The sequence below is a fragment of the Ferdinandcohnia sp. GQ5 genome, from assembly GCF_059759275.1.
In genome coordinates, this window is record NZ_JCAXEW010000065.1 from 1 (window position 1) to 325 (window position 325).

The 325-nt window shown below is 43.4% G+C and carries 1 rRNA gene; it reads right to left on the bottom strand.

Annotated features, from left to right (window positions below):
- Nucleotides 1-168: 168 nt before the first annotated feature.
- Nucleotides 169-284 (bottom strand): 5S ribosomal RNA (gene rrf, locus AC6CHV_RS26415).
- Nucleotides 285-325 lie beyond the last annotated feature (41 nt).

The window sequence follows — 325 nt, forward strand, 5'->3', positions numbered from 1 at the left end:
CAGTACATTCCGGTTGTCGCTCCCTTGTTTCCTTGAACTCTTTGCTCCTCGAAACCCGACCTATTCTATTTTTTATTCTTATTTCTGTAAATCGCTTCTTTTACTCCACAAAACCTTTCGGTTTTGAAAAATAAAAAAAGACCAACCATAACGGTTGATCTCTTAATTGCCTAGCGACGTCCTACTCTCACAGGGGCAATGCCCCAACTACCATCGGCGCTGAAGAGCTTAACTTCCGTGTTCGGTATGGGAACGGGTGTGACCTCTTCGCTATCGCCACTAGACTATATGAAGGATTCATTCCTTCAAAACTAGATAACGTACG